A 21,126-nucleotide genomic window follows, 5' to 3' on the forward strand; every position below is an offset into this window, starting at 1 on the left:
CGTCCGTTTGCCCACCACCCCTCCCAGCGGGGTGCGCGGGCCACGGACCGGCGGCGCAATACGGTGAAGCCATCCCGTCGCACCCCGTAGGAGTAGTGGACATGTCCACCCACTCGTTCTTCATCCCGGACCCGCAGGGTCTGGTCCCCAACGCCGAGGGCTACTTCGGCGACTTCGGCGGCAAGTTCATCCCGGAGGCGCTCGTCGCCGCCGTGGACGAGGTCGCCGTCGAATACGACAAGGCCAAGAGCGACCCGTCCTTCGCCGCCGAGCTCAACGAGCTCATGGTCAACTACACGGGCCGCCCCAGCGCCCTCACCGAGGTGCCCCGCTTCGCCGAGCACGCGGGCGGCGCACGGATCTTCCTCAAGCGCGAGGACCTCAACCACACCGGCTCGCACAAGATCAACAACGTGCTGGGCCAGGCGCTGCTCACCAAGCGCATGGGCAAGACCCGCGTCATCGCCGAGACCGGCGCCGGACAGCACGGCGTGGCGACCGCCACCGCGTGCGCCCTCTTCGGCCTCGACTGCACCATCTACATGGGCGAGATCGACACGCAGCGCCAGGCCCTGAACGTGGCCCGCATGCGCATGCTGGGCGCCGAGGTCATCGCCGTGAAGTCCGGCTCCCGGACCCTCAAGGACGCCATCAACGAGGCGTTCCGCGACTGGGTCGCCAACGTGGACCAGACCCACTACCTCTTCGGCACCGTCGCCGGCCCCCACCCCTTCCCGGCCATGGTCCGCGACTTCCACCGCGTCATCGGCGTCGAAGCCCGCCGCCAGATCCTGGAGCGCGCCGGCCGCCTGCCCGACGCCGTCGCGGCCTGCGTCGGCGGCGGCTCCAACGCCATCGGCCTCTTCCACGCCTTCATCCCCGACGCGGACGTCCGACTCGTCGGCTTCGAGCCCGCCGGGCACGGGGTGGAGAGCGGCGAGCACGCGGCGACCCTGACCGCCGGCGAGCCCGGCATCCTGCACGGCTCGCGCTCCTACGTCCTCCAGGACGAGGAGGGCCAGATCACCGAGCCCTACTCCATCTCCGCCGGTCTGGACTACCCGGGCATCGGTCCCGAGCACTCCTACCTCAAGGACACCGGCCGCGGCGAGTACCGCGCGGTCACCGACGACGCCGCGATGCAGGCCCTGCGCCTGCTGTCCCGCACGGAGGGCATCATCCCGGCGATCGAGTCCGCGCACGCCCTCGCGGGCGCGCTGGACCTCGGCCGGGAACTCGGCCCGGACGGGCTGATCGTGGTCAACCTGTCCGGTCGCGGCGACAAGGACATGGACACGGCCGCCCGCTACTTCGGGCTGTACGACACCGACGGGGAAGTCGCCGAGAACGAGTTCGCCGAGGGGGACGACAAGTGAGCGCCAACGGAAACATCGAGCTGCTGTCCGCGACCCTCGCCAAGGCGAAGTCGGAGGACCGGGCCGCCCTCGTCGCCTACCTCCCGGCCGGCTTCCCGACCGTCGACGGCGGCATCGAGGCGGTCAAGGCCGTCGTCGCCGGCGGCGCCGACGTGGTCGAGATCGGCCTGCCGCACAGCGACCCGGTCCTGGACGGCCCCGTCATCCAGACCGCCGACGACATCGCCCTGCGCGGCGGCGTGAAGATCGCCGACGTCATGCGCACCGTGCGCGAGGCGTACGAGGCCACCGGGGTCCCGATCCTGGTGATGACCTACTGGAACCCCATCGACCGCTACGGCGTCGAGCGGTTCACGGCCGAACTCGCGGCGGCGGGCGGCGCGGGCTGCATCCTGCCCGACCTGCCGGTCCAGGAGTCGGCGCTGTGGCGCGAACACGCGGCGAAGCACGGGCTCGCCACCGTCTTCGTCGTCGCGCCGAGCAGCCGGGACGCGCGCCTGGCCACGATCACCGCGGCCGGCTCGGGCTTCGTCTACGCCGCGTCCCTGATGGGCGTCACCGGCACCCGGGAGTCGGTCGGCGACCAGGCCCAGGACCTGGTGCGACGCACCCGCGCCACCACCGACCTGCCCGTCTGCGTGGGCCTCGGCGTCTCCAACGCCGCCCAGGCCGAGCAGGTGGCCGGCTTCGCGGACGGTGTGATCGTCGGCTCCGCCTTCGTGAAGCTGCTGCTGGACGCCCCGGACCTGGAAACCGGGCTCGAGGGCGTGCGGGCGCTGGCGGGCGAGCTTGCGGAAGGCGTACGCAGGTCCTGACGCCGGACGGGCCGGGACCGGGGTTCTGTAGCCCGATCGAGTGGAAGTGGGAGCGGGGAGGCACGCGAGTGCCTCCCCGCTTCGTTTGGCCGCACGTGAGCGAGAAGAACGACGGTGCGAACCGCGATGCGACGAAACGATCTGCCCGAGAGCGACTCCTCGCGGAGCGCGAGCGGCAGAAGAAGAAGGACAAGCGCCGCCGGACCCTCATCGTGTCCGCGGCGGTGGTCGGCGTACTCGGCCTGGCCGCGGTCGTCGGCCTGATCGCGGCGAACACCGGCAAGGGCGACAAGTCCGCCAAGGCGGGCCCGGTGGCCGCCCCCTCCGGGGCCACCGGCAAGGACGCGCTCGCCATCCAGACGGGCAAGCCCGAGGCCAAGTCGACCCTCACCGTGTGGGAGGACTTCCGCTGCCCGGCCTGCAAGGCGTTCGAGGACAACTACCGGACCACGGTCCACGACCTGGAGGCCAGGGGACTGCTCAAGGTCGACTACCACCTGGTCACCCTGATCGACGGCAACATGAGCGGCACCGGCTCCCTCAAGGCGGCGAACGCCGCCGCCTGCGCGCAGGACGCCGGCAAGTTCCCCGCCTACCACGACGTGCTCTTCCAGAACCAGCCGCAGGAAGCCGACGACGCCTACGGCAAGAACCCCAGGCTGCTGGAGCTGGCGGGCAAGGTGCAGGGGCTGGACACCCCCGCGTTCCGCTCCTGCGTGGAGAGCGGTACGCACAACAGCTGGGTCGCGAAGTCGCACGAGGCGTTCCGCGCCGGGAAGTTCCGCGGGACGCCGAGCGTGCTGCTGAACGGCAAGGACATCTTCGCCGACCAGGCCAACCCGCTGACCCCGCAGAAGCTCAAGGAGGCGGTGGAGACCGCCGCCAAGGGCAACGGGGGCGCCGCGGCGAACCCGAAGGGGTCGGGAGCACCGTCGGCCCCGCCGTCACCGTCGGCTTCACCCTCGGGGAAGTCCTCGTCCTCCTCGTCCTCCTCGTCGTCGTCCCTGTCGTCGTCGTCCTCGTCGTCGTCCTCGGTTTCCGGCGGCAGGGCCGGCGGCGGGAGCCCGGCCAAGGCGGGAGCCACGGCGGACTGAGCGACCGTATCGATTTCACCGCAGGTTGCCGGGCGGGTTGCGGTGGGTACCGCCCGGCAGGGTAGCGTCGGTCCTGCCATGACACTTGCCTATATCCCCAGCCCGTCGACCGGCGTGATCCATCTCGGACCGATCCCGCTTCGCGGCTACGCGTTCTGCATCATCATCGGCGTCTTCGTCGCCGTCTGGCTCGGCAACAAGCGCTGGATCGCACGCGGCGGTAAGCCGGGTACGGTCGCGGACATCGCCGTGTGGGCGGTGCCGTTCGGCCTGATCGGCGGCCGCCTCTACCACGTGATCACCGACTACCAGCTCTACTTCGGCGAGGGCCGCGACTGGGTCGACGCCTTCAAGATCTGGGAGGGCGGCCTCGGCATCTGGGGTGCGATCGCGGTGGGCGCGGTGGGCGCCTGGATCGGCTGCAGGCTGCGCGGGATCCCGCTGCCGGCCTGGGCCGACGCCCTGGCCCCCGGCATCGCGCTGGCGCAGGCGTGCGGCCGCTGGGGCAACTGGTTCAACCAGGAGCTGTACGGGCGCTCCACCGACCTGCCCTGGGCCCTCAAGATCAGCGAGGGCCCGAACCGGGTCGCGGGGACCTACCACCCCACGTTCCTCTACGAGTCCCTGTGGTGCATCGGCGTCGCCCTGCTGGTGATCTGGGCCGACCGCCGCTTCAAGCTCGGACACGGACGGGCGTTCGCGCTGTACGTGGCCGCGTACTGTCTCGGGCGCGGCTGGATCGAGTACATGCGGGTCGACGAGGCGCACCACATCCTGGGCGTGCGGCTGAACGTCTGGACGGCCGTGATCGTCTTCGTGCTCGCGGTGGTCTACCTGGTCCTGTCGCAGAAGCTGCGGCCGGGTCGCGAAGAGGTCGTCGAGCCGGACCGCGGTCCGGCGGCGGGCGGGGACGCCGCGGCCGGTGCCGAGGACGTCGTGGCCGACGCCGGGGACGCCGGGCCCAAGGAGCCCGGCGCCGAGGCGACGGGGGACGAGGCCGGGGACGACGGCGCCGGGGCACCGGCCGCCTCCGCCGGGGAGAAGGCGCAGGCGCCGCAGGAGTCGCAGGACGCCGGGGCGACGGCGAAGAGCGCTCCCGATCCGGCCCCCGGGACCGCTCCCGGGGCCAAGAAGCTCTGATCCGGGCCTGCCGGAAGGCAAGGGGGCGCCGCGCGATCGCGCGGCGCCCCCTTCCGTTCCGGGTGTCGGGCGGGGGCCCGCGGAGGCGGGATCAGGAGGGGACCGGGGAGTCGCGGCGGGCGAGGGCGACCACGCGTTCCGCGCCGGCCAGTACCGCCGGGTCGACGAAACGGCCGTCGGGGAGCGCCACCGCGCCGGGGGTGAGCCGGGCCGCGGCCATGACCTGCTCGGCGGCGGCGACCTCTTCCGGACCGGGGAGGTAGGCCCGCTCGATCACGGGGAGCTGGCGGGGGTGGATCGCCGCCCTGCCCAGGAAACCCAGCGAACGGCCCCGTGCGCAGGAGACGGCCAGCGCCTCCAGGTCCCGGATGTCGGGGAACACCGACTGCGCGGGCGGGGCCAGTCCGGCGGCCCGGGCCGCGACCACCACCCGTGAGCGCGGCCAGTCCAGCCCCGCCTCGGAGCTGATCCCCAGGTCGGCCCGCAGGTCCGCCTCGCCCAGGGCCAGCCCGCGCAGGGCGGGGTGGGCGCGCGCGATCTCGTAGGCCCGCTCCACGCCCAGCGCGGACTCCAGCAGGGCGTAGAGGGCCACCCCGCCGGTGCGGGCGGCGACCCCCACGACCTGCTCGGGGGCGCAGACCTTGGGCAGGCGCAGGCCGGCCAGGCCGGGCAGCCCGGTCAGCGCGGTGAGGTCGGCGCCCGCCCAGGGGGAGTCCAGGGCGTTGACCCGGACGTGCACGGGTACCGGCGGCCGCTCGGTGAGCAGTTCGGCGGTCGCGGCGCGGGCGTACTCCTTGCGGGAGAGCGAAACCGCGTCCTCCAGGTCCACGATGACGGCGTCGGCCCCCGAGTGCAGGGCCTTCCAGACCACTTCGGGCCGGTCACCGGGTGCGTACAGCCAGCTAAGGATCATAGGGCCCCTTCCTTGCGGAGAGCGGTGATCTCGGCCCCGGTCAGGCCGAGTTCGGTGAGGACGGCGTCGGTGTCGGCGCCGTGCGGACGGCCCGCCCAGCGGATCGCGCCGGGCGTGCGGGAAAGCCGGAAGAGGACGTTCTGCATACGCAGGGGTCCCAGCTCCGGGTCGTCGACCTCGGCGATGGTGCCGAGCGCCGCGTACTGCGGGTCGGCCATCACGTCCCGTACGTCGTAGACCGGGGCGACCGCAGCCTCCGCCTCCTCGAAGGCGGCGACCACCTCGTCGGCCTTGCGCCGGGCGATCCAGCCGCCGACCGCCTCGTCGAGCAGCGGCGCGTGCGCGGCCCGGCCGGCGGCGGTCGAGAACCACGGCTCGGTGATCAGCTCGGGCCGGTCGACCAGGCGCAGGACGCGTTCCGCGACGGACTGCGCCGAGGTGGACACCGCCAGCCAGCGGCCGTCCGCGCTGCGGTAGGTGTTGCGGGGGGCGTTGTTGGCGGAGCGGTTGCCGGTGCGGGGCTGGACGTAGCCGAGCTGGTCGTACCAGAGCGGGTGCGGGCCGAGCACGGTGAGGATCGGCTCGATGATGGCCAGGTCCACCACCTGCCCCTGCCCGGTCCGGTCGCGGTCCGCGAGAGCCGCCGTCACGGCGTACGCGGTGGTCAGCGCGGCGATCGAATCCGCGAGCCCGAACGGCGGCAGGGCCGGCGGCCCCTCCGGCTCACCGGTGATCGCGGCGAAGCCGCTCATGGCCTCCGCGAGGGTGCCGAAGCCGGGGCGGCGGGCGTACGGCCCGTGCTGGCCGAACGCCGTCACGCGGGCCAGGACCAGGCGCGGGTTGGCGGCGGACAGCTCCGGCCAGCCCAGGCCCCACCTCTCCAGGGTGCCCGGGCGGAAGTTCTCGATGACCACGTCGGCGGTGGCGGCCAGCCGCAGCAGGGTGTCCCGGCCGCCCGGGGTGGAAAGGTCGAGGGTCATCGTCCGCTTGTTCCGCCCCAGCAGCTTCCACCAGAGCCCGACGCCGTCCTTGGCGGGGCCGTGGCCGCGGGAGGGGTCGGGGCGCACCGGATGCTCGACCTTGACGACCTCGGCGCCGAAGTCGCCGAGCAGGGTGGCGGCGAGGGGCCCGGCGAAGAGGGTGGCCAGGTCGAGGACGCGCAGGCCGGCGAGGGGGCCGGTGTGGGGACCGGCGGGGTCGGGGCCGGTTGCGGTGGGGCCCGGCAGGCCGGGGCCCGTCATATGGCGGCCCGCCGTCCCGGGGTCCGTCGTCTCGGGACCGGTTGCGTCGGGACCGGTTGCGTCGGGGTTCACGCCCGTGCTCCGGGGGTGGCCCCGGCCCCGGGCGCGGGGGTCTGCCCGGTCGCCGCACGCCGTTCCGCCAGGGCGAAGGCCTCCGTCTCGGCGCGGGTCGGCATCGAGTCCTGGGCGCCGGACCGTTGTACGGACAGCGCGGCGGCCGCGGACGCCCAGTGCAGGGCCTCGGGCACCGGACGGCCCTCGCCGAGGGCCACCGCGAGGGCGCCGACGAAGGTGTCCCCGGCGGCGGTGGTGTCCACCGCCCGGACGCGGGGCGCGGGCACCGTCAGCGGCTCGCGGTCGCGGGCCGCGTACAGGACTCCGGCCGCCCCGAGGGTGACCACCACCTCGGGTACGTCCTGGAGCAGGACCCGGACCGCCGCGTGCGGGTCGGTGAGCCCGGTGAGGGCGGCGGCCTCGTGCTCGTTCGGCACCAACAGGTCGATCAGGCCGAGCAGTTCCGACGGCAGCGGCTGGACCGGGGCCGGGGTGAGGACGGTCCGTACGCCGTGGGCCCGGGCGGCGCGGGCCCCCGCGAGCACGGCCTCCAGGGGCAGTTCGAGCTGGAGGAGCAGGCAGTCGGCGGCGCCGATCCGTGAGTCGTCGCCCGCCTCGAGGCCGGTGACCAGGCCGTTGGCCCCCGGGATGACGATGATGCTGTTCGCGCCCTCCCCGTCGACGGTGATGTGGGCGGTGCCGCTGGCGCCCTCGACGGTGCGCAGGGCGGCCGTCTCGACCCCGGCCTCCGCGAGCGCGGACCGCAGCCGTACGCCGAACCCGTCGGCCCCCACCGCCCCGATCATCACCACCTCGCCGCCGCAGCGGGCCGCTGCCACCGCCTGGTTGGCCCCCTTGCCGCCCGGAACCGTACGGAAGGCGGTGCCGGTGACGGTCTCGCCGAGCCGGGGAGCCTTGGGGACGTAGGCGACGAGGTCCATGTTCGTACTGCCGAGCACGGCGATGGCCGTCATGAGCGGGCTGCCTCCTGTGCGGTGAGGTGGGCGAGGGTGTCGAAACCGATGCCGTCGAAACCGGCGACGGTGGTGGCGAGGCGGTTCTTGAGGGGCGCGGCCCAGCGGTGCGGGACCTCGCCCGCGACGAGGGCGGCGAGGGAGCCGGCGGTGGCACCGTTGGAGTCGGTGTCCCAGCCGCCGGAGACGGCGCGGCAGACGGAGTGGGTGAAGTCGCCGTCGGCGTGGGTGAGGGCGGCGGCGATCAGAGCGGTGTTGGGGACGGCGTGGACCCAGTGGCAATGGCCGTGGCGGGCGTGCAGCACGTCCACGACGCGGTCGAAGTCGGTGTGCCCGGCCGCTGTGTCGATGGCGTGGCGGACGGCGCGGGCGAGCCGTGAGCGAGGGGGTACGACGGCCAGTCCGGCGCGGAGCGCGGTGTGGATGTCGGCCCGGCCGGTGGCGGCCTCGGCGAGGGCGGCGGCGACGAACAGGGCCGCGTAGACGCCGTTGGCGGTGTGGGTGAGGACGGCGTCACGGTAGGCCTGGGCCGCCGCGGCGGCCGGGTCGCCCGGGTTGGTCCAGCCGTGGACGTCGGCACGGATGAGGGCGCCGATCCATTCGCGGAAGGGGTTGTGGTGGGTGGCGGTGGCGGGGGGTTCCAGACCCTGGAGGAGGTTGCGGTAGGCGATGCGCTCGGCGGTGAAGGTGCGGCCGGCCGGGAGTTCGTCGAGCCAGAGGCGGCCGACGTCGGCGGTGGTGAAGCCCTTGCCGTGGCGCTGGAGGAGGAGCAGGCCGAGGAGGGGGTAGTTCAGGTCGTCGTCCTCGGGGGCGCCGTCGATGTTCTCGGCGAGGGAGGTGGGGGCGGAGCGGCGGTTCCAGGGGTACGCGGCCAGCAGCGCGGCGGGGACGCCGCGGGCGGTGAACCAGTCGTCCAGGGGCCAGTTGCCCGCGGCGCGGGCGAGGCGGCGGATGCCGTCCAGCGGGAGCTTCTCGACGGGCTTGCCGAGCACGCATCCGACGGCCCGCCCCACCCACGCGGCCTCCAGCCGCCGGACGAGGCCGGCCTCGGCGCGGCCGTCCCCCGGCCCTGCGGCCAGGCTGCCGCGCGGGGCGCCGGCGGCGGCGGGGCGGGGGCGCGGCTGCGGGCCGGGGTGGGGTTGCGGGACGGGGCGCGGCTCGGGCTCGCGCGCGGCGTGGGTCTGCGGGTCCGGGTGGGGGTGCGGGTCCGGGTGGGCCTGCGGGGCCGGGCGGGGTCCGGGATACGGCTCGGGACGTGCGGCCGGGGGGTTCCCGGGCAGCTGCGGTCCGGGGCGGGGCCCGGGTCGCCCCTGGGGCCGTTCCGGCTGGGGGCGCGGGGGCGGCGCCGACCGGGGAGCGGGGCCAGGGGCGGCGGCGCGGGGCCACGTGGCGGTGATGGCCTGCCAGGACTCGGGTTCGTCGGCGGCCGAGGGGCGGGGGAGCGCCGCGAGTTCGGTCAGGAGACGGGCCGCCAGGGCGCGCAGCCCGGGGCCGGCGGGGGCCGAGGAGGCGCCGGCCCGCTCCGGGGCCGGGTGCCCGCCCGCCGCGAGCCAGGCCCGCAGCAGCGGCTCCGCGTCCCGCCCGTCCTGCGCCGCCTGCCGCAGCTCGTGACCGACCAGGTCCTCGGGCTGGACCCAGGTCAGCCGTACGGCCCCCGCCGCGGCGGGCCCCTGCCCGCCGTCTCGGGCAGGTGCCGCCGGGGCGGGGCCGCCGGGGGTGGGGGACGTCATTGGAGGGCCGCGATCGTGGTGAACGCCGATTCGTGGGCGCGGCGGCGGTCCCTGTCCCGGGTGAAGACCTCGCGGGCCACCGCCGTCAGCGCCGCCGCCGGGGCGTGCAGGTCGAGCCGGCTCGCCTCCGCGACCTGCTTCGCCCACGCCTCGGGTACGGCCGAGAGCCCGTTCAGGGCCCCCGACAGCGCCCCCGCCATCGTGGCCGTCGAATCACAGTCCCGCCCGTAGTTCACCGCTCCGAGCACCGAGCCCTCGTACGCCCCGTCCGCGATCAGCAGCATGCCGAGGGCGATCGGCAGCTCCTCGATCGAGTGCAGCCGCGACGGACGCCGGGCCCCCAGCGACGGCTCGCGGTAATCCGGTCCGACCGAGTCGTACGGGGCGACCGCCTCCCGTAGCGGAACCAGCGCCGACTCGAAGTCCCGGCAGCCGCGCGCGACGTCCCGGACCGCTTCGATGGCCGCCCGGGTGCCGTCCTTCGCCAGGGACACGGCCGTCTCCACCACCGAGCCCGCCGTCGCCCCCGGCACGCACGCCGCGGCCACCGCCGCCGCGAACACGCCCGCCGCTTCCCGCCCGTACGAGGACTGGTGGGCCCCGGCCACGTCCAGCGCCTCCGCGTACGCGCCCGCCGGGTTGCCGGCGTTGACGAGCCCGACCGGCGCCATGTACATCGCCGCCCCGCAGTTGACGATGTTGCCGTTGCCCGCCTCGCGCGGATCGGCGTGCGCGTAGTGCAGCCGGGCCACGATCCACTTCTCCGCGAGGAAGATCCGCTGGAGGGGCAGGGCCTCGGCTTCGAGTTCCGGGATCCAGCGGGGGTTCGTCATCAGGTCGGGGACCAGGTGCTCGGCGATCGCGTAGGCGTCGAGGTGGTCGCGTACGGCCTCGTAGACCCGTACCAGGGCGTGGGTCATCAGGGTGTCGTCGGTGACGTGGCCGTCGCCCTTGTGGTACGGCGCGAGCGGGCGGGCGGTGCGCCAGTCCTCGTACCAGGGGCCGACGATGCCGTGCACGCGGCCGCCGTGCCGCTCGACGATCCGGTCCGGGGACCAGCCCTCCACCGGGCCGCCGAGGGCGTCGCCGACGGCCGCGCCGACCAGACAGCCGGCCGCCCGGTCGTCGAGGGTGAGGGGGGTGAGGGTCATGTCCGAATCATCCCTTGGGGTGCGGGCGTTGCGCGGGCTTTGGGTGAGGTGAGTTCCGTACGGGCGAGCAGCGCGGCGAGTTCGACCAGGTCGGTGCCGGCGAGGCGGGGGAGGGCGCAGCCGGAGAGGGTGCGGCAGGCCTCGCGCCAGGCGGCGGGCAGGCAGTCGCCGCCGCCGAGCGCGCCGGTCAGGGCCCCGGCGAGGGCGGGGGCGGAGTCCGCGACGCGCGAGAGGCAGGCGGCGGCGGGGACGGCCCGGGCGACGTCCCCACGGGCGGCCGTGACCAGGGCGAGCGCGACGGGGACGGTTTCGGCGGCGGCGATCCCGTAGCTGTAGACGTGGTCGACGATCTGGTGCTCCAGGAGCGGGACGAGGGCGAAGGCGCCGCCGCCGTCGTCGGTGCGGGCGAGCTTGACGGCGTGGCGTGCGTTGCGGCCGATCTCGGTGGCTTCGGGGAGCTGCTCCAGGGCGGCGTCGACGGCGGCGTCGGTGTCCGCGCCGGCGAGGGCGGTGGCGATGGCGGCGGCCATGGCGCGGGCGCCGTGGACGCCGTCGCCGTCCTGGGTGTAGCGGGCGTCGAACTCGGCGAGGTCCGCCGCGGCGCGGGGGTCCCCGGGGTGGACGACGGCCAGGACGCAGGCGCGGACGCAGGCGGCGTCGTCGAAGTAGTGGGGGTTGTCGTGGCCGGTGGCGGGCGGGCGCAGGCCGGCGGCGAGGTTGCCGAGGCCGGCGCGGACGGAGATGCGGGCGCGCAGGGGCAAGACGGCCGACTCGACTTCCGGGGCCCGTTCGGCGGCGGCCGCCACCTCGCTGGCCAGGGCGTTCCAGGCCAGGTCGATGGCGGCACGCATCCTGCGGGAGCGGGAGAGGTCGCTGAGCAGGACCCCGGCGGCGGTGAGCACCGACTCGGCGGCGAAGGCGGCCCACTCGGCGTCGTCGGAAGGGCCCAGGCGCAGGGGCTCGGGGGGCTGGTTGAGGGCGATGGGGACGGGGAGGGTCGTGGTGGCGTTCTGCTCGGCGAAGGTGTCGAGCTCGCGGGTGAGGCGGCGGGTCCACTCGGGCATCCGGCTGGCCCGGTGTCGAGCGGCGGGCCAGCCGGCCGCATCGCCTGCCGCGAGCCCGAGCAACAGCCCCTCGATCCGCCGGAGCCCGCCGGTCGAGGCGTCACCCCCCTGCACGGCGCCGGTACGCGCCTGCGCGCGGCCGATGTGGGATACCGCGGCGGGGGCGGTCGGGGAGGCGGGCGGAGCGGTGGCGGTACCGGTCGCGGGACGGGGGGCCTCCGCGTGCGCGGGGTCGGCGGGGCCTTCCCCGCCCGCGCCCGCCCCTGCGGGCTGCGGGCCGGCCCCCCGCCCGAAAGCCGGCCCGCTCTGGCGCACCCACCCCCCGCCGGACAGCCCCTGCGCCGCCTCGTCGCGCCGCTCCTTCGCGTGCTCCGCGTCGCGGCCTCCCGGCCGGTCGCCGGTGGGGGCGTGGGCGGGGCCGGGCTGGTGCCCGGCTGCGGCCGGCGTGGTGTGGCGCGCGTCCGCCGGTTGCTGGGTCGGCGTCTTTGGCCGCTCGTCCGTCTGGGTGCGGGCGGAATCCGGCTGGCCTCCGGTCGGCCCCGGTGTGGTGTGCCGCTCGTCGGCCGGTGGCGGGTCGTTGCCGGGCGGCCGGTCGGCCGTCAGGGGCGGGGCGGCCGTCTCGCGTCGGTCGTCCGTCAGGGGTTCGGGGGAGTCCCGCTGGTCCGCGTGCGTCTCCGGTGTGGCGGCCGGGCCCGGGGCGGGGTCGTAAGGGGGCGGGGTCATCGGGGCGGCTCGGATTCGGGGGTGAGGAGGTCCGCGATGTCCAGGACGTGGTAGCCGCGCATCGAGGGGAGGCAGCTGCCCCGGACCGGGCCGATCACCGAGGACCAGGCGGCCGGGATCGCCGCGGCCCCCGACAGCGCACCGGCCAGCGCCCCCGCCACCGCCGCGGTGGTGTCCGCGTCCCGCCCCATGTTCACCGCCGTGAGGACGGACCCGGCGAAGTCGCCCCGCGCCGCCGCGAACGCCCCGAAGGCCAGGCCCACCGCCTCCGGGGCCAGGTCCGTCCACGGGTAGCCGCCGATCACCACCGCCGAGCGCACCGCCCGCTCCCCGCGGGGCGCCGCCGTCACCGCCCTGCGCAGCGAGCGCGCCGTCCAGGAGTCCGAGGGGATCACCGACAGCGCCGCCGAGATCACCGACGCCGGGGAGCCGCCCGCCATCGCCGCCGCGACGCCCGCCGCCACCGCCTGGCCGCCGTAGATGCCCTCCCCGTCGTGGCTGACCGAGCCGTCGATCGCCACCAGTCGGGCCGCCTCCGCCGGCCGCCCCGCCGCGAAGACCCCGAACGGCGCGGCCCGCATGGCCAGCCCGTCCGACCATGCGTGCCGGTGCTGCGCGGAGATGGGCGCCGCCAGGCCCCGGCGGAGGTTCTCCAGGGTGCCGCGTTCCGAGAAGCCCGCGCCGCGGAACGGCCCGACGTCCAGGTCGGCGATCCAGTGGTGCCAGGCCCGTTCCACGTGGGTGACCGCGAGCGCCGACCCGTGGCGGGCCAGCAGCAGCCCGGAGAAGATCGCGTACTCCGTGTCGTCGGTGCCCGCCGGATCGTCGGAGACGAAGCCTTCGATCCGGCCCCACTTCGCACGGATCTGCGACGGCTTCATGTTCTCCGCGGGGGCGCCCAGCGCGTCACCCACCGCCAGCCCCAGAAGCGCGCCCCTGGCCCGTTCGAGGAGGATCTGCGGATCGCATGCAATCAGCTCCATCGCGCGCCTCTCCACTTGATGGGACTCATCATGAGCCCTTGGGGGATTTGTGCCATGGGATGACGTTTGTCGCGAGCCGCGAAACACCCCCCGAAGGCCGCCGTCACCCGGTCGCCGACCCCCGAAACCCCAGGTAAGTACGGCCTTCCTTGCTGGCGGACGAAGGAAATCGTGCGTAGTTTCGAGGTGTTCAGGGGGAGTGGCGACCTGCGCGTCGCCTTCGCGTACCCGCTCCAGGGAAGAGGCCCGAAAGGGGCTCGGAAAAGGCTCGGAAAACAGCTCGGCAAGGCTCGAAAAGGGGAGATCCGGCGCATGTCCATCATTGACACCGAAGCACCACTGCACACCGCCCACCGCGACAACCACACCCACCGTGACGTCAACGGCGGATGGCTGCGACCGGCCGTTTTCGGTGCCATGGACGGGCTCGTCTCCAACCTCGCCCTCATGACCGGCGTCGCCGGCGGTGCGGTCGCCCCGCAGACCATCGTCATCACCGGCCTGGCCGGACTGGCCGCCGGCGCCTTCTCGATGGCCGCCGGCGAGTACACCTCGGTCGCCTCGCAGCGCGAGCTGGTCCTCGCCGAACTCGACGTCGAGCGCCAGCAGTTGCGCAAGCATCCGGTCGACGAGATGGAGGAGCTGGCCGAGCTGTACGTATCGCGTGGCGTCGAGCCCGCCCTCGCCCGCGAGGTCGCGATGCAGCTCTCCCGCGACCCGGAGCAGGCGCTGGAGATACACGCCCGCGAGGAATTGGGCATCGACCCCGACGACCTGCCGTCGCCCCTGGTCGCCGCCGTCTCGTCCTTCGGCTCGTTCGCGCTGGGCGCGCTGCTGCCCGTACTGCCCTACCTGCTCGGCGCGACCGCCCTGTGGCCGGCGGTGCTGCTCGCCCTGGTGGGTCTCTTCGCCTGCGGGGCGGTCGTCGCCCGGGTCACCGCGCGCTCCTGGTGGTACAGCGGTGCGCGCCAGCTGGTCCTGGGCGGTGCGGCCGCCGGTGTGACGTACGTCCTGGGCACCTGGATCGGCGGCGCCCTAGGCTGACCGGCGCAGGAGTGAGACACTATGCAGAGCGCCGCATAAATTAATGATTACCCGGCGGTTTCGAGCACCTCACCGCAGGGCATCACACCAGGGCTCCCCATGGCTGCGGCCGCGGGGAGCTTCAGGGCAATGAAGCCCCCGCACACCTCCCGGCTCCGGGACCCCTTACTGCCTGCGTCACGCCTCGCGCAGTGTCCGCATGCTGGAACGAGATATCCGCAACGCGGGATCACGGTCATCATGTAACCTGCACGAAATTTCGCAGAGGGCCAACGTCGTCCCTCGGCACGCACCTTTGCCACGACGACGACGGGAGAGCCGATGCGTTCCGCATCCACGCACTCCGCGACCGGCCCCAGCACCACTGCCTGGTCGCCCATGGACGGTCGCCCCGCCCCCCAGGGCATGTACGACCCGCGCAACGAGCACGACGCCTGCGGCGTCGGCTTTGTGGCCAACCTCAGCGGCGAGGCCGGCCACACGCTGGTCGAGCAGGCGCTGACCGTATTGCGGAACCTCGAACACCGCGGCGCCACCGGATCCGAGCCGGACTCGGGCGACGGCGCCGGAATCCTCTCCCAGGTCCCCGACGCTTTCCTGCGCGAGGTGGCCGGTTTCGAACTCCCCGAGCCCGGCGCCTATGCCGTCGGCATCGCCTTCCTCCCCGCCGACGGCTCCGCACAGGCCGTCGCCATGGAGCAGATCGAGGCGATCGCCGCCGAGGAGGACCTGACGGTCCTGGGCTGGCGCGAGGTCCCGGTCACCCCGGACCTGCTCGGCAACGGCGCCCGCGCCACCATGCCGGCCTTCTCCCAGCTCTTCGTCAGTGGGGGCACCTCCGGGACGGAGTCCGGGGGAGGGGCGAGCGGCATCGAGCTCGACCGCAAGGCCTTCGTCCTGCGCAAGCGCGCCGAGCGCGAGGCCGGGGTCTACTTCCCCTCGCTCTCCGCCCGCACCATCGTCTACAAGGGCATGCTGACCACCGGCCAGCTGGAGCCCTTCTTCCCGGACCTCTCCGACCGCCGCTTCGCGTCGGCGCTCGCCCTGGTCCACTCCCGGTTCTCGACGAACACCTTCCCTTCCTGGCCGCTCGCCCACCCGTACCGCTTCGTCGCGCACAACGGCGAGATCAACACGGTCAAGGGCAACCGCAACTGGATGAAGGCCCGCGAGTCCCAGCTCGCCTCCGACGTCTTCGGTGACGGCGCCCTGGACCGGATCTTCCCGATCTGTACGCCCGACGCCTCCGACTCCGCCTCCTTCGACGAGGTCCTGGAGCTGCTCCACCTCGGCGGCCGCTCCCTGCCGCACAGCGTGCTGATGATGATCCCGGAGGCGTGGGAGAACCACACCTCCATGGACCCGGCCCTGCGCGCCTTCTACCAGTACCACTCCACGATGATGGAGCCCTGGGACGGCCCGGCCTGCGTTACCTTCACCGACGGCACCCAGGTCGGCGCGGTCCTCGACCGCAACGGTCTGCGCCCCGGCCGCTACTGGGTCACCGACGAGGGCCTGGTCGTGCTGTCCTCCGAGGTCGGCGTCCTCGACATCGACCCGTCGAAGGTCGTCCGCAAGGGCCGCCTCCAGCCCGGCAAGATGTTCCTCGTCGACACCGCCCAGCACCGCATCGTCGAAGACGACGAGATCAAGGCCGGGCTCGCCGCCGCCGCGCCGTACGCGCAGTGGCTGGAGGCCGGCGAGATCGAGCTGACGGACCTGCCCGAGCGCGAGCACATCGTGCACACCCACGCCTCGGTCACCCGCCGCCAGCAGACCTTCGGCTACACCGAGGAAGAGCTGCGCGTCATCCTCGCGCCGATGGCCCGCACCGGCGGCGAGCCGCTCGGCTCCATGGGCACGGACTCCCCGATCGCGGCGCTGTCCGAGCGGCCCCGGCTGCTCTTCGACTACTTCACGCAGCTGTTCGCGCAGGTCACCAACCCGCCGCTGGACGCCATCCGCGAGGAGCTCGTCACCTCGCTGCTGTCCTCGCTGGGCCCGCAGGGCAACCTGCTGGAGCCGACCGCCGCGTCCTGCCGCAGCGTGACCCTGCCGTTCCCGGTGATCGACAACGACGAGCTGGCCAAGCTCATCCACGTCAACGCCGACGGCGACATGCCGGGCATGAAGGCCGCCACCCTCTCGGGCCTCTACCGGGTCTCCGGCGGCGGCGAGGCGCTGGCCGCCCGCCTGGAGGAGATCCGTGGTGAGGTCGACGCCGCCATCGCCGGCGGCGCCCACCTCATCGTCCTCTCCGACCGCCACTCCGACGCCGAGCACGCGCCGATCCCGTCGCTGCTGCTCACCTCCGCGGTGCACCACCACCTCATCGCCACCAAGCAGCGCACCCAGGTCGGCCTGCTGGTCGAGGCCGGCGACGTCCGCGAGGTCCACCACGTCGCGCTCCTGATCGGCTACGGCGCGGCCGCCGTCAACCCGTACCTCGCCATGGAGTCCGTCGAGGACCTGCTGCGCGCCGGTACCTTCCTGTCCGGCCTGGAGCCGGAGCAGGCCATCAAGAACCTGATCTACGCGCTCGGCAAGGGCGTCTTGAAGGTCATGTCGAAGATGGGCATCTCCACCGTCGCCTCCTACCGCGGAGCCCAGGTCTTCGAGGCCGTCGGCCTGAACGAGGAGTTCGTCGGTACGTACTTCAACGGCACCGCCACCAAGATCGGCGGCGCCGGCCTCGACGTCATCGCCCAGGAGGTGGCCGCGCGCCACGCCAAGGCGTACCCGGCCACCGGCATCGCCGCGACGCACCGCGCGCTGGAGATCGGCGGCGAGTACCAGTGGCGCCGCGAGGGCGAGCCGCACCTCTTCGACCCGGACACGGTCTTCCGCCTCCAGCACGCCACCCGCAACCGCCGCTACGACATCTTCAAGCAGTACACCGAGCGGGTGAACGAGCAGTCCGAGCGGCTGATGACGCTGCGCGGCCTCTTCGGCTTCAAGTCCGACCGGGCGTCGATCCCCGTCGAGGAGGTCGAGTCGGTCGCCGACATCGTCAAGCGCTTCTCCACCGGCGCGATGTCGTACGGCTCCATCTCCAAGGAGGCGCACGAGACCCTCGCCATCGCCATGAACCAGCTGGGCGCCAAGTCCAACACCGGTGAGGGCGGCGAGGACCCGGACCGCCTGTACGACCCGGCGCGCCGCTCCTCGATCAAGCAGGTCGCCTCCGGCCGCTTCGGCGTCACGAGCGAGTACCTCGTCAACGCGGACGACATCCAGATCAAGATGGCGCAGGGCGCCAAGCCCGGCGAGGGCGGCCAGCTGCCCGGCCACAAGGTGTACCCGTGGGTCGCCAAGACCCGGCACTCCACCCCGGGCGTCGGCCTGATCTCCCCGCCGCCGCACCACGACATCTACTCCATCGAGGACCTGGCCCAGCTGATCCACGACCTCAAGAACGCCAACCCGGCCGCCCGCATCCACGTGAAGCTGGTGTCCGAGGTCGGCGTGGGTACGGTCGCCGCCGGTGTCTCCAAGGCCCACGCGGACGTCGTCCTCATCTCCGGCCACGACGGCGGTACGGGCGCCTCCCCGCTCACCTCGCTCAAGCACGCGGGCGGCCCCTGGGAGCTCGGCCTCGCCGAGACCCAGCAGACCCTGCTGCTCAACGGGCTGCGCGACCGCATCGTGGTCCAGACGGACGGCCAGCTCAAGACCGGCCGCGACGTGATCATCGCCGCGCTGCTCGGCGCCGAGGAGTTCGGTTTCGCGACCGCCCCCCTGGTCGTCTCCGGCTGCGTCATGATGCGCGTCTGCCACCTGGACACCTGCCCCGTCGGCATCGCCACCCAGAACCCGGTCCTGCGCGACCGCTTCTCCGGCAAGCCGGAGTTCGTCGTCAACTTCTTCGAGTTCATCGCGGAGGAGGTGCGCGAGCTCCTCGCCGAGCTGGGCTTCCGCTCGATCGAGGAGGCCGTCGGCCACGCCGAGCTGCTCGACACCAGCAAGGCCGTCACGCACTGGAAGGCGCAGGGCCTGGACCTGGAGCCGCTCTTCCACGTGCCCGAGCTGCCCGAGGGCGCGGTCCGCCACGCCGTGGTCGAACAGGACCACGGGCTGGAGAAGGCCCTCGACAACGAGCTGATCGAACTCGCGGCGGAGGCGCTGAACGCGCCGACCGCCGAGGAGGCGCAGCCGGTCCGCGCGCAGGTGGCCATCCGGAACATCAACCGGACCGTCGGCACCATGCTCGGCCACGAGGTCACCAAGAAGTTCGGTGGCGCGGGCCTGCCCGACGACACCATCGACCTGACCTTCACCGGCAGCGCCGGCCAGTCCTTCGGCGCCTTCCTGCCCAAGGGCATCACCCTCCGCCTGGAGGGCGACGCCAACGACTACGTCGGCAAGGGCCTGTCGGGCGGCCGGGTCGTGGTCCGCCCCGACCGCGGCGCCGACCACCTCGCCGAGTACTCGACCATCGCCGGCAACACCATCGGCTACGGAGCCACCGGCGGCGAGATGTTCCTGCGCGGCCGCACCGGCGAACGCTTCTGCGTCCGCAACTCCGGCGCCCTGGTCGTCTCGGAGGGCGTGGGCGACCACGGCTGCGAGTACATGACCGGCGGCACGGCCGTCGTCCTCGGCGGGACGGGCCGCAACTTCGCGGCCGGCATGTCGGGCGGCGTCGCGTACGTCGTCGACCTCGACCCGCGCAACGTCAACGCCGGCAACGCGGAGGCCGTCGAGGCCCTGTCGGACGCCGACAAGCAGTGGCTGCACGATGTGGTGCGCCGCCACGAGGAGGAGACCGGCTCGACCGTGGCCGCGAAGCTCCTGGCCGACTGGTCCGTGAACGCGGACCGTTTCAGCAAGATCATCCCGACCACGTACAAGGCAGTGCTCGCCGCCAAGGACGCCGCTGAGCGGGCCGGACTCTCCGAGTCCGAGACCACTGAGAAGATGATGGAGGCGGCGACCAATGGCTGACCCGAAGGGCTTCCTCACCACCCCCCGCGAGACCGCCTGTACCCGTCCCGTCGCCGAACGCGTCAAGGACTGGAACGAGGTCTACGTCCCCGGCTCCCTGCTGCCGATCATCAGCAAGCAGGCCGGCCGCTGCATGGACTGCGGCATCCCGTTCTGCCACAACGGCTGCCCGCTCGGGAACCTGATCCCCGAGTGGAACGACTTCGCCTACCGCGAGGACTGGACGGCCGCCTCCGAGCGCCTGCACGCCACGAACAACTTCCCGGAGTTCACGGGCAGGCTGTGCCCGGCGCCCTGCGAGTCGGCGTGCGTGCTCGGCATCAACCAGCCGGCCGTCACCATCAAGAACGTCGAAGTCTCGATCATCGACCAGGCGTGGGACAACGGCGACGTCACCCCGCAGGCCCCCGAGCGCCTCTCCGGCAAGACCGTCGCCGTCATCGGCTCCGGGCCGGCCGGTCTGGCCGCCGCCCAGCAGCTGACGCGGGCCGGCCACACCGTGGCGGTGTACGAGCGCGCGGACCGCATCGGCGGCCTGCTGCGCTACGGCATCCCCGAGTTCAAGATGGAGAAGGTGCACATCAACCGCCGCATCGAGCAGATGCGCGCGGAGGGCACCAAGTTCCGCACGGGCGTGGAGGTCGGCCGGGACATCGACGCCGCGAAGCTGCGCAAGCGCTACGACGCGGTCGTCATCGCGGCGGGCGCCACGGTCTCCCGCGACCTGCCGGTGCCGGGGCGCGAGCTGGGGGGCATCCACTTCGCGATGGAGTACCTGCCGCTCGCCAACAAGGTGCAGGAGGGCGACTTCATGGCGCCCCCCATCACCGCCGAGGGCAAGCACGTCGTGGTCATCGGCGGCGGCGACACGGGCGCGGACTGCGTGGGCACCGCCCACCGCCAGGGTGCCCTGTCGGTCACCCAGCTGGAGATCATGCCGAAGCCGTCCGAGGACCGCTCCGCCGGGCAGCCCTGGCCGACGTTCCCGATGCTCTACAAGGTCACCTCTGCGCACGAGGAGGGCGGCGAGCGGATCTACTCCGTCTCCACCACCCACTTCGAGGGCGACGAGGAGGGCAACGTCCAGGCGCTGCACCTGATCGAGGTGGAGTTCGTGGACGGCAAGCTGGTCCAGAAGGAGGGCACCGAGCGCGTCCTCCCGGCGCAGCTGGTCACCCTCGCGATGGGCTTCACGGGCACCGACCAGGCCAACGGCCTGGTGGACCAGTTCGGCCTGGAGCTGGACGCGCGGGGCAACATCGTCCGGGACGCCTCGTACGCGACCAACGTGGACGGCGTCTTCGTCGCGGGCGACGCGGGCCGCGGGCAGTCGCTGATCGTGTGGGCCATCGCGGAAGGCCGCTCGGCCGCCCGCGGCGTGGACCGCTTCCTGACCGGCGCCAGCACCCTCCCGTACCCGGTCAAGCCGACGGACCGCTCGCTGACGGTGTAACCGGAGCCCAGCCGGGTCCCTGCGGACGCCGGCCTCCGGCCGTCGGTGGCCGGGGCGCGGCCCCTCGTACGGTCCGTACAACGGTGTGCGGCACTCGACACAGCGCCTGCCATGGCTCCTTCCGGATGCCGTGCTCGCGCCGCTCGGCCGGGGACGGCCTTGCGGGCTTCGCCCGGCTGCGCCGGCCTCCGGCCGTCGGTGGCCGGGGCGCGGCCCCTCGTACGGTCCGTACAACGGTGTGCGGCACTCGACACAGCGCCTGCCATGGCTCCTTCCGGATGCCGTGCTCGCGCCGCTCGGCCGGGGACGGCCTTGCGGGCTTCGCCCGGCTGCGCCGGCCTCCGGCCGTCGGTGGCCGGGGCGCGGCCCCTCGTACGGTCCGTACAACGGTGTGCGGCACTCGACACAGCGCCCGCCATGTCCCCGA

Annotated in this window: 14 protein-coding genes; 7 read left to right on the forward strand and 7 right to left on the reverse strand. The window is 73.7% G+C overall.

Going from position 1 to position 21,126, the window contains the following annotated elements; translation table 11 throughout:
• Positions 1–101 precede the first annotated feature (101 nt).
• From trpB to lgt, 4 genes are all read left to right on the forward strand, one after another.
• A complete protein-coding gene (gene trpB, locus OG861_RS23060; RefSeq protein ID WP_329194471.1) occupies positions 102–1,376 on the forward strand; it encodes a tryptophan synthase subunit beta in 1,275 nt (424 codons plus the stop codon).
• Positions 1,373–2,191, forward strand: a complete 819-nt coding sequence (gene trpA, locus OG861_RS23065) for a tryptophan synthase subunit alpha (RefSeq protein WP_329194469.1) — start codon at positions 1,373–1,375, stop codon at positions 2,189–2,191. The genes trpB and trpA overlap by 4 nt, the downstream gene beginning before the upstream one ends.
• A 95-nt stretch (positions 2,192–2,286) precedes the next feature.
• Entirely contained in the window at positions 2,287–3,285 is a 999-nt protein-coding gene (locus OG861_RS23070) for a DsbA family protein (protein WP_329194467.1), read from the forward strand.
• A gap of 78 nt (positions 3,286–3,363) precedes the next feature.
• The gene (gene lgt / locus OG861_RS23075; RefSeq protein ID WP_329194464.1) at positions 3,364–4,425 is read left to right on the forward strand and encodes a prolipoprotein diacylglyceryl transferase; all 1,062 of its coding nucleotides are present in this window, start codon (positions 3,364–3,366) and stop codon (positions 4,423–4,425) included.
• Positions 4,426–4,516: 91 nt separating this feature from the next.
• On the opposite strand, the gene OG861_RS23080 is transcribed toward lgt, so the two are convergent.
• The 7 genes from OG861_RS23080 to OG861_RS23110 form a co-directional block, all read right to left on the reverse strand.
• Positions 4,517–5,338, reverse strand: a complete 822-nt coding sequence (locus OG861_RS23080; RefSeq protein ID WP_329194462.1) for an HpcH/HpaI aldolase/citrate lyase family protein — start codon at positions 5,336–5,338, stop codon at positions 4,517–4,519.
• Entirely contained in the window at positions 5,335–6,579 is a 1,245-nt protein-coding gene (locus OG861_RS23085) for a CaiB/BaiF CoA transferase family protein (protein ID WP_443056754.1), read from the reverse strand. The genes OG861_RS23080 and OG861_RS23085 overlap by 4 nt, the downstream gene beginning before the upstream one ends.
• 68 nt (positions 6,580–6,647) lie before the next feature.
• Positions 6,648–7,607 carry a ribokinase gene (gene rbsK, locus OG861_RS23090; protein ID WP_330261850.1) on the reverse strand — a complete coding sequence of 320 codons (960 nt, stop codon included), beginning with the start codon at positions 7,605–7,607 and terminating at the stop codon, positions 6,648–6,650.
• A complete protein-coding gene (locus OG861_RS23095) occupies positions 7,604–9,337 on the reverse strand; it encodes an ADP-ribosylglycohydrolase family protein (RefSeq protein ID WP_329194457.1) in 1,734 nt (577 codons plus the stop codon). The genes rbsK and OG861_RS23095 overlap by 4 nt, the downstream gene beginning before the upstream one ends.
• Positions 9,334–10,488: an ADP-ribosylglycohydrolase family protein gene (locus OG861_RS23100; RefSeq protein WP_329194455.1), complete on the reverse strand. Its 1,155-nt coding sequence runs from the start codon at positions 10,486–10,488 to the stop codon at positions 9,334–9,336. Before OG861_RS23100 ends, OG861_RS23095 begins: the two co-directional genes overlap by 4 nt.
• A complete protein-coding gene (locus tag OG861_RS23105) occupies positions 10,485–11,666 on the reverse strand; it encodes an ADP-ribosylglycohydrolase family protein (protein ID WP_329202115.1) in 1,182 nt (393 codons plus the stop codon). The genes OG861_RS23100 and OG861_RS23105 overlap by 4 nt, the downstream gene beginning before the upstream one ends.
• 605 nt (positions 11,667–12,271) lie before the next feature.
• Complete coding sequence (locus OG861_RS23110) at positions 12,272–13,258, reverse strand: ADP-ribosylglycohydrolase family protein (protein WP_329194453.1); 987 nt, start codon at positions 13,256–13,258, stop codon at positions 12,272–12,274.
• A 312-nt stretch (positions 13,259–13,570) separates the two neighbouring features.
• Between OG861_RS23110 and OG861_RS23115 the strand changes: the two genes are divergently transcribed.
• The 3 genes from OG861_RS23115 to OG861_RS23125 all read left to right on the forward strand — a co-directional run bounded on the left by OG861_RS23115 (position 13,571) and on the right by OG861_RS23125 (position 20,699).
• Positions 13,571–14,302: a VIT1/CCC1 transporter family protein gene (locus OG861_RS23115; protein ID WP_329194452.1), complete on the forward strand. Its 732-nt coding sequence runs from the start codon at positions 13,571–13,573 to the stop codon at positions 14,300–14,302.
• Positions 14,303–14,680: 378 nt separating this feature from the next.
• Positions 14,681–19,246 (forward strand): glutamate synthase large subunit, encoded by a 4,566-nt coding sequence (gene gltB / locus OG861_RS23120; protein WP_329202113.1) that lies wholly within the window; start codon positions 14,681–14,683, stop codon positions 19,244–19,246.
• Positions 19,239–20,699, forward strand: coding sequence for a glutamate synthase subunit beta (locus OG861_RS23125; protein ID WP_329194450.1), 1,461 nt, complete (start codon positions 19,239–19,241; stop codon positions 20,697–20,699). The genes gltB and OG861_RS23125 overlap by 8 nt, the downstream gene beginning before the upstream one ends.
• Positions 20,700–21,126: the final 427 nt, after the last annotated feature.

It is taken from the genome of Streptomyces sp. NBC_00539 (genome assembly GCF_036346105.1).
Classification (GTDB): Bacteria; Actinomycetota; Actinomycetes; order Streptomycetales; family Streptomycetaceae; genus Streptomyces.